Here is an 8,122-nt window from a genome sequence, read left to right on the forward strand (position 1 = left end):
TCGTCATGATGTCGAACTTCCAGCCCTGCTTGCGGCAGATCGCCAGGGCGCGCGGAATGTTGGGCTGCTCCATGTAGCCGAAAGTCAGCGTCACGCGCATGAACAGCTCGTTGACCGTCTCCAGCTTCACCCGCTCGCTGTCGGGCACGGTAGGCTGCGGCGCCGTCACCACCGACAGGATGACGTTTTTCTCGTGCAGCACCTTGTAGTGCTTCAGGCTGTGCATCAGCGCCGTCGGCGCGCTCAGCGGATCGCTGGTCAGGAACACGGCGGTGCCCGACACCAGCTGCGGCTTCTTCTTCAACAAGTTCGCGGCCAGGAAATCGAGCGGTATCTCGTTGCGGCGCGTCTTGTCGAACAGGTAGCGGCTGCCACGCACCCAGGTCCACATGCCGAGGATGATGGCAAAGGCCACGGCCAGCGACGCCCAGCCGCCCTCGAACACCTTGACGATGTTGGAGGCGAAGAAGCCAATATCTATGAGCGCAAACATTGCCGTCAGGGCAACCGCCGGCCAGATGTTCCACTTCCAGATGCGAGTCATGACGATGAACAGCAGCGTCGTCGTCACCAACATGTTGCCGGTGACCGAGATGCCGTAAGCCGAGGCGAGCTTGCTGGATTCGCCGAAGCCGACCACCAGCAGCATCACCACGAGCGCCAGCAGCATGTTGACACGCGGCATATAAACCTGACCGGACTGCTTTTCGGACGTGTGCAGGATCTCGAGCCGCGGCAGCATGTTGAGCTGCACGGCCTGCCGGGTCAGTGAGTAAGCGCCGGAGATCACCGCCTGGCTGGCGATGACCGTCGCCGCCGCCGCCAGCACCACCATCGGGATAAGCGCCCAGCCCTCGTTCATCTCGAAGAACGGGTGGCCGACCGTGCCGCCCTTGGCGAGCACATAGGCGCCTTGCCCGGCATAATTCAAAAGCAGGCAGGGAAACACGATCGCAAGCCAGGCCAGCACGATCGGCTTGCGGCCGAAATGGCCGAGGTCGGCGTAGAGCGCCTCGGCGCCGGTGACGGCCAGGAACACCGCGCCGACCGTGACGAAGGACACATCAGGCGAATTGATGAAGAAGGCCACGATGTAATGCGGGCTGATGGCCCATAGGATTTCCGGATCGTCGATGATGTGATTGAGACCGGACAGACCTATGGCGAGAAACCAGATTGCCGTCACCGGGCCGAAGACCAGGCCCACGCCGCCGGTGCCGAAGCGCTGGACCGCAAACAGCATCGCAAGGATCAAAAGCGTCAGCGGCACGACATAGGGCTGGAAGGCAGGTGTGACGACATTCATGCCTTCGACCGCCGAAAGCACCGAGATGGCGGGCGTGATGACCGCGTCGCCAAAGAACAGCGATGCTCCCACGATACCGATGCCAAGCACGATCGCCGAGCGCGTCGCAAAGCTGCCGCGCGCCAGCGCCATCAGCGACAGCACGCCGCCCTCGCCGCGATTGTCGGCGCGCAGCACGAACATGATGTATTTCACGGTGACCGTGATGGTGAGCGACCAGATGATCAGCGACAGCACGCCGAGAATATCGGCGCGGTTGGCGACATCGCCACCCGACGAGGCATGCAACGCCTCGCGGAACGCGTAGATCGGACTGGTGCCGATATCGCCATAGACGACACCGAGCGCACCCAGCATCAGCACCTTGGTGCTGTGTTGCTCCATTTCCGGATGACCCGTTTGGTCGACGGGTTCTGCCTCAGCACCATTGGCAAGGGCCATGGACGACACTCCGATAAAATGCGCGGTGCTCTACGCTTGCTGCAGTGCAATATCAAGTGCCCTGGCGTTAGGGCTCCCATGCCGCCAGCGCGGGGCTTGGCCCGCACCGGTCCATCCAAATCTAACGCGCTAAGTGCCGGCTTGAAGATCAGATCGCGACCTGCGTGCCAATCTCCACCACGCGCCCGGTGGGAATCTGGAAATACTCCGTCGCGTCCGCGGCCGTCTTCGCCAGGCCGATGAACAGCCGGTCCTGCCAGATCGGCATGCCGGAATTGGGCGAGGCCTTCAGCGAGCGCCGCGACAGGAAGAAGGACGTCGTCATGATGTCGAACTTCCAGCCCTGCTTGCGGCAGATCGCCAGGGCGCGCGGAATGTTGGGCTGCTCCATGTAGCCGAAAGTCAGCGTCACGCGCATGAACAGCTCGTTGACCGTCTCCAGCTTGACGCGCTCGCTGTCCGGCACGGTAGGCTGCGGCGCCGTCACCACCGACAGGATGACGTTCTTTTCGTGCAGCACCTTGTAGTGCTTCAGGCTGTGCATCAGCGCCGTCGGCGCGCTCAGCGGATCGCTGGTCAGGAACACGGCGGTGCCCGACACCAGCTGCGGCTTCTTCTTCAACAGGTTCGCGGCCAGGAAATCGAGCGGTATCTCGTTGCGGCGGGTCTTGTCGAACAGATAGCGGCTGCCGCGGATCCAGGTCCACATGATCAGCCCCATGATGGAGGCGACCGTGATCGACACCCAGCCGCCTTCGACGATCTTGACGACATTGGCCGAGAAGAAGCCGAGATCGATGACGCCGAACAGAATCGCCAGCGCCAGTGCCAGCGCCAGCTGCCATTTCCAAAGCCAGCGCATGACAACGAACAGAAGCACCGTCGTCATCAGCATCTCGCCGGTCACCGAAATGCCGTAGGCGGAGGCAAGCGCGCTCGAACTGCCGAAGCCGACGACCAGAAGCATCACGCCGAGCGCGACCAGAAGGTTGACCCTTGGCATATAGATCTGGCCGCTCTGCATCTCGGAGGTGTGCTGCACCTCGATACGAGGCAGAAGATTGAGCTGCACCGCCTGTCTTGTCAGCGAGAAGGCGCCGGAAATGACGGCCTGGCTGGCGATGACCGTGGCCGCGGTCGCCAGGCCCACCATCGGCATCAGCGCCCATTCGGGCAGCATCTGGAAGAACGGGTTGGTAGGCTTGCCGCCATGCGAGAGCACGAATGCGCCCTGTCCGAAATAATTCAAGAGCAGGCAAGGGAAGACGATTGCGAACCATGCCATGACGATCGGCTTGCGGCCGAAATGGCCGAGGTCGACATAGAGCGCCTCGGCGCCGGTCACCGCCAGGAACACGGCGCCGACGGTGACGAAAGCGCCGGTCGGCGTGGTGGCCAGGTAATAGATCGCGTAATAGGGGTTGATCGCCAGGAAGACGGACGGGTCGTCGACGATATGATAGACGCCGGCCGCGCCGATCGCCACGAACCATGTCGCGGTCACCGGTCCGAACACCGCCGCCACCTTACCCGTGCCGAAGCGCTGCACGGCGAAAAGCACCGCCAGGATCATCAGCGTAATCGGCACCACATAGGCATCGAGCGCCGGCGTGACGACCTCCAGGCCCTCGACCGCCGACAGCACCGAGATCGCCGGCGTGATGATCGAATCGCCGAAGAACAGCGCCGCCCCGCAAAGGCCGATCACCAGGATAAGCCGTGAGCCGGGCGGATAGGCGCTGCGCGCCAGCGACATCAGCGACAGCGTGCCGCCCTCGCCCTTGTTGTCGGCCCTGAGCACGAAGGCGACATATTTGATCGTGACGATGATGGTGAGCGCCCAGACGATCAGCGACAGCACGCCTAGCACGTCGTGGCGGGCGACCGAGCTCGACGAGGCATGCAGCGCCTCGCGGAAGGCATAGATCGGGCTCGTGCCGATGTCGCCATAGACGACGCCCAGCGCGCCAAGCATGAGAACCTTGGTGCTGTGCTGCCGTTCGGTTTCGGCATGGCCCGAGCGCTCGAGGGATTCCGTTTCGCCGGCGTTGGCTAGCACCATGAACCCCACTTCACCGGATTCGTCACGCTCCGCCGTCGCCGCAACACGCGGGACGCACCAAGACTGTCGAAACTACTCAAAGTCCCCTACCATCCGCAGGCCTTCAAGAACCGCCCGACCGTGCCGGCCATGCCATACTCCAGCGCATCCGCTGTCAACCCATGTCCGATCGATACTTCGGCCAATGCCGGTATGCGTTTGGCCAGTGCCGGCAGGTTTTTCACGGTCAGATCGTGGCCGGCATTGACGCCGAGCCCGGCCTTGAATGCGGCGTCGGCGGTTTTTCCCAGTCTTTCCAGTTCTTTCGCCGCCTTTGCTGAATCGGAATGGAAGCCTCCATATGGCCCGGTATAGAGCTCGATGCGGTCGGCGCCGGTGTCGCGCGCCGCGTTGACCCCGTCCGGATCCGCGTCGGCAAACAGCGACACGCGGAAGCCGCCCTTCTTCAACCGCTTGACAACCGGAGTGAGGAACGCCGCCTGGGCGACGAAGTTCCAGCCATGGTCCGAGGTTGCCTGCGCCGGGTCGTCCGGCACCAGCGTCACCTGATCGGGCTGGTTCTTTTCGACGAGCGCGAGGAAATCCTCGGTCGGATAGCCCTCGATGTTGAACTCGGCCTTCGGAAATTCGTCGTCGATCAGCGCCCTGATCTCGGGCAGATCGGAATGCCTGGTGTGCCGCTCGTCGGGCCTGGGATGCACCGTCAGCCCATGCGCGCCGGCGGCAAGCGCGATGCGGCCAAGCCCGGTGACGCTCGGCCATGGCAGGTCCCGACGATTGCGCAGCATGGCGACGGCGTTGAGATTGACCGAGAGCTTGGCGGGCATGGGCTGGGGTCCAGTGGATCGGCGGGCATCTATACCGCCTTTGATGGGAACAGATAGAGGGTTTCGCGTGTTCCAGGGGATAGTTGGAGGCTAAGACAAGGATTTGCCAGTGAATTTCCTCGAAGCCGTGCCGGCGATCCGCCGCATCGAGACCAACCGCGACGCGCTTTTCGCCATCGACGTCGTCGGTGATGTCTCGCCGGCCGATGCGGAAAACCTGTTCGGTCTGCTTGAGGCCGCCTACGCGCTGCATCCGAGGATCGACGTGCTGATCAGGCTGACCGACGAGGAAAGCGTCGACTGGGCCAATATCAAAAAAGACACGCTCAAGCAGGGCGTGGCAGACGCGCTGGAACATGTCGTGCGTTGCGCCGTCATCGGCGAGCCGAGTTGGGCCTCGCTCGTCGCCGGCCTCTTCCCGAAAACGCTGCCTTTCGAAGTCAGACGCTTCGACGTCGACGATGAGGAAGCCGCCTGGCAGTGGCTTGGCGCAAGGCCGACCTGATGGCCAAAAACCTCAGCGCACCACCGTCAGCCGCTCGGCGGCGCGGGTGATCGCCGTATAGAGCCAGCGCTGCCGGGTCTCCTTGAAGGCCCAGCTCTCGTCGAACAGCACGACGTCGTTCCACTGCGAACCCTGCGCCTTGTGCACGGTCAGCGCGTAGCCATAGTCGAAATCGTCGAAGCGCTTCTTCTGCTGCCAGGGGATCTCGGCGTCCGGATCCTCGAACGCCGCCTTGAGCAGCTTGATCTTGGCGACGCCGCGATCGGGATCGTCCTCTTCCGGCGAGACCAGAAGGTTGATGCCGGGCTTCACCGTCTCGCGCGACGAGGTCATCACCTTCCACAGCGAACCGTTGAGCAACCCCTTGGCCGGGTCGTTGCGCAGGCAAACCAGCTTGTCGCCGGCCTGCGGGAAGTCGGCATTGAACCCCTTCAGCTCGCGCAGCCTTTGATTGTAGCGGCGGCGCGTGCGGTTGGTGCCGACCAGCACCTGGTCGGCCTTGAGCACCAGCTCCTGGTTGACTGCTTCCCTGCCGATCACCTGCGCCGTGCCATAGTCGCCATGCATGAACTCCCGGCCCTCGCGAACGTCGAGCGCCAGCCGGATGATCGGATTGTCGCGCGCCTGGCGGTGTATCTCCGTCAACAGCACATCCGGCTCGTGTTCGGTGAAGAAGCCGCCGCCAGAGATCGGCGGCAGCTGCGCGGGATCGCCAAGCACCAGGATCGGCGTGCCGAAGCTCTGCAGGTCGCGGCCAAGCTGCTCGTCGACCATGGAGCATTCGTCGATGACGACGAGCTTGGCGCGTGCGATCGGGCTTTGCCGGTTGAGCGAAAAGGTCGGCGACATCGATGTCTTGCCGGTCACCTCGTCCTCGACAGATTCCTCGCCCTTCGGCCGATAGATCAGCGAATGGATGGTGCGGGCGTTGGTCGCCCCCTTCGAGCGCAACACCTGTGCCGCCTTGCCGGTGAAGGCGGCGAACTGCACCTGCCCGTCGACATGCTCGGCGAAATAGCGCGCCAGGGTCGTCTTGCCGGTGCCGGCATAACCGAACAGCCGAAAGACCTGCGGCCGACCCTCTTTGAGCCAGCGCCCGACCGCCTTCAGAGCCTCGTCCTGTTGGGGAGAAAATTCCATCAGTGCGACAGACCGGATTCGCAAGCGAAAGACAAGATTGGCCGCCATATCGACCGTTGTCGGCAGCAATTGCTAGCGCCTCCGACAATTCAGGCTACCAGCCGCCAATCGGAACGTAAAGAGAACAAAGCCGCTGATGCCTCAAACGGAACTCAGCCCAGCGAGTATGAAGTCAGCCGTGGGCGGCTACTGCCGGGGGCGGCGGTGGATCGCGGTCAGCCCTGGGAACGGGCGCGTAGTGGTCGAACTGCATCGCGTAGGTCGCGCTGTCCCGACTCATCGAGCGCAGGTTTTCGACATACTTGAACATGGTGGCGAGCGGCACCATCGCGTTGACGATGATGGCCTCGCCGCGGCTTATCCGACTCTTGACCAGACCGCGACGGCCGTGCAGGTCACCGACAATGCTAATGACATAGTTTTCCGGCATCACGACCTCGACCTTCATGATCGGTTCTAGCAATTGCACGCCGAGCTTGGGTGCGGCTTCGCGAAAACAGGCGCGGCCGGCGATCTCGAATGCGAGCGCCGAAGAGTCGGCATGATGGTAGGCGCCGTCCGTCAACGTCGCCTTGACGCCGATTATCGGGAAGCCGGCAAACGGGCCGGACGTCATGACGCTACCGATGCCCCTCTCGACACCCGGGATGTATTCCTTAGGAATCGCACCACCGACAATCCTGGATTGGAACACGAACTCGCTGCTTTCCGGGTTCGGTTCGAACAAGATCTTCACGCGAGCGAACTGACCCGTACCGCCGGTCTGCTTCTTGTGGGTGTAGTCCTGCTCGTGCTTGCGGGTGATGGTCTCGCGATAAGCCACTTGAGGCGCGCCGACATTGACTTCCACCTTGAACTCGCGACGGATGCGGTCGATCATGATGTCTAGGTGAAGCTCATCTGTGCCGGAAATGATCGTCTGCCCCGATTCCTCGTCGGTCTTAACGGTGAAGGACGGATCCTCGTTGGCCAGCGTCGACAGGGCGACACGCAACTTTTCCTCATCGGCCTTCCTCTTCGGCTCGATAGCTATTTGCAGCAAAGGCCATGGCGCGCCGGATATTTTCGTCATGATTGCATGGTCGCAGGCAGCCTTAATATTTGCAATCGACTGCCAATACGAAACCCGAACTGGGGTAACGGAAATATAAACCGACCTTTTTTTCGGCAGCATATAGCCGGCCGTCAGAGCCCCGGATCGTTCTCCAGCAGGATCGGCTTGCCATGCGGCGTGGCGTGCGCGGCGCGTTCCCAGGCGGCGGCAAGCTCATCCACCTCGGTCTTGCCGGCGACACCCTTCCGGGCCAAAAGCTTCTCCAGCGCCGCCAGCCAGTGCTCGTAATAGTCATGCCCGTCGCTCGCGGCGCCCGGCTGCTTCACCTCGGCGGATAAGGCCTCCGCCCATTCGCTCCACGAGAACAGGCCCTTGCCGTGTAGCGCCACCGTCAGGGCAAAAGCTTCGGCCTGCCACGGCTCGGCGAAGACCGGCTCGTCGAAACCCGCAGGCAAGGCGCCTTCATGCCGGTTCAAGATAACTCTCCCACGCGTCGATCGAGACGCTGAGCGTCGGATCGGCGCCCTCGCCCCAGATTTCGGCTCCGTCGAACACCACCGTATAGACCCATTGCGGGTTCTCGCCCTTGCCATGGGCGTTGCTGTCGGGGAAGACGAAGCCGCCGCGCACCGCCTCGATCGTCCCGCCTTTGCCGCGCGCGTAGCGTGGCAGGCGCGTATGTCCGGTCGGATTGAAGTTCTTCGTGCGCACCCGGTCGCCCGCTTGGAACCGCGCCGGCGTAGCGACCGGCCGGTCGCACGGACCGCCCTTGGCGAGTACCGCAGGC

At 63.0% G+C, this 8,122-nt stretch carries 7 protein-coding genes and 1 pseudogene; 1 reads left to right on the forward strand and 7 read right to left on the reverse strand.

The window, feature by feature from the left end; genetic code table 11:
• The 3 genes from EOD07_RS13970 to EOD07_RS13980 all read right to left on the reverse strand — a co-directional run.
• A partial coding sequence (locus EOD07_RS13970) for a potassium transporter Kup (RefSeq protein ID WP_164772239.1) occupies window positions 1-1,747 on the reverse strand: 1,747 nt, incomplete at its 3' end.
• A 148-nt stretch (window positions 1,748-1,895) separates the two neighbouring features.
• On the reverse strand, window positions 1,896-3,809 hold the full coding sequence (locus EOD07_RS13975; protein ID WP_127235882.1) for a potassium transporter Kup: 1,914 nt from the start codon (window positions 3,807-3,809) through the stop codon (window positions 1,896-1,898).
• An 86-nt stretch (window positions 3,810-3,895) separates the two neighbouring features.
• The gene (locus tag EOD07_RS13980; protein WP_127235883.1) at window positions 3,896-4,636 is read right to left on the reverse strand and encodes a pyridoxine 5'-phosphate synthase; all 741 of its coding nucleotides are present in this window, start codon (window positions 4,634-4,636) and stop codon (window positions 3,896-3,898) included.
• A gap of 109 nt (window positions 4,637-4,745) precedes the next feature.
• Between EOD07_RS13980 and EOD07_RS13985 the strand changes: the two genes are divergently transcribed.
• Window positions 4,746-5,141 (forward strand): STAS/SEC14 domain-containing protein, encoded by a 396-nt coding sequence (locus EOD07_RS13985; protein ID WP_127235884.1) that lies wholly within the window; start codon window positions 4,746-4,748, stop codon window positions 5,139-5,141.
• A gap of 12 nt (window positions 5,142-5,153) precedes the next feature.
• On the opposite strand, the gene EOD07_RS13990 is transcribed toward EOD07_RS13985, so the two are convergent.
• The 4 genes and pseudogenes from EOD07_RS13990 to EOD07_RS14005 all read right to left on the reverse strand — a co-directional run.
• On the reverse strand, window positions 5,154-6,281 hold the full coding sequence (locus EOD07_RS13990; protein ID WP_073986034.1) for an ATP-dependent RecD-like DNA helicase: 1,128 nt from the start codon (window positions 6,279-6,281) through the stop codon (window positions 5,154-5,156).
• Window positions 6,282-6,453: 172 nt separating this feature from the next.
• Window positions 6,454-7,332 (reverse strand): annotated as a pseudogene (gene fusA / locus EOD07_RS13995) (elongation factor G); the annotation flags it as partial.
• A gap of 134 nt (window positions 7,333-7,466) precedes the next feature.
• Window positions 7,467-7,811, reverse strand: coding sequence for a nitrile hydratase accessory protein (locus EOD07_RS14000; RefSeq protein ID WP_127235886.1), 345 nt, complete (start codon window positions 7,809-7,811; stop codon window positions 7,467-7,469).
• The coding region (locus EOD07_RS14005; protein WP_127235887.1) for an SH3-like domain-containing protein at window positions 7,798-8,122 on the reverse strand (325 nt) is incomplete at its 5' end. The genes EOD07_RS14000 and EOD07_RS14005, both read right to left, overlap by 14 nt.

The sequence above is a fragment of the Mesorhizobium sp. M2C.T.Ca.TU.002.02.1.1 genome, from assembly GCF_003997225.1.

Bases quoted from the DNA above. Each gene is read 5' to 3' on its own strand.
- EOD07_RS13980 (WP_127235883.1), bottom strand. From the start codon at position 4,636: ATGCCCGCCAAGCTCTCGGTCAATCTCAACGCCGTCGCCATGCTGCGC.
- EOD07_RS13990 (WP_073986034.1), bottom strand. From the start codon at position 6,281: ATGGAATTTTCTCCCCAACAGGACGAGGCTCTGAAGGCGGTCGGGCGC.
- EOD07_RS13975 (WP_127235882.1), bottom strand. From the start codon at position 3,809: ATGGTGCTAGCCAACGCCGGCGAAACGGAATCCCTCGAGCGCTCGGGC.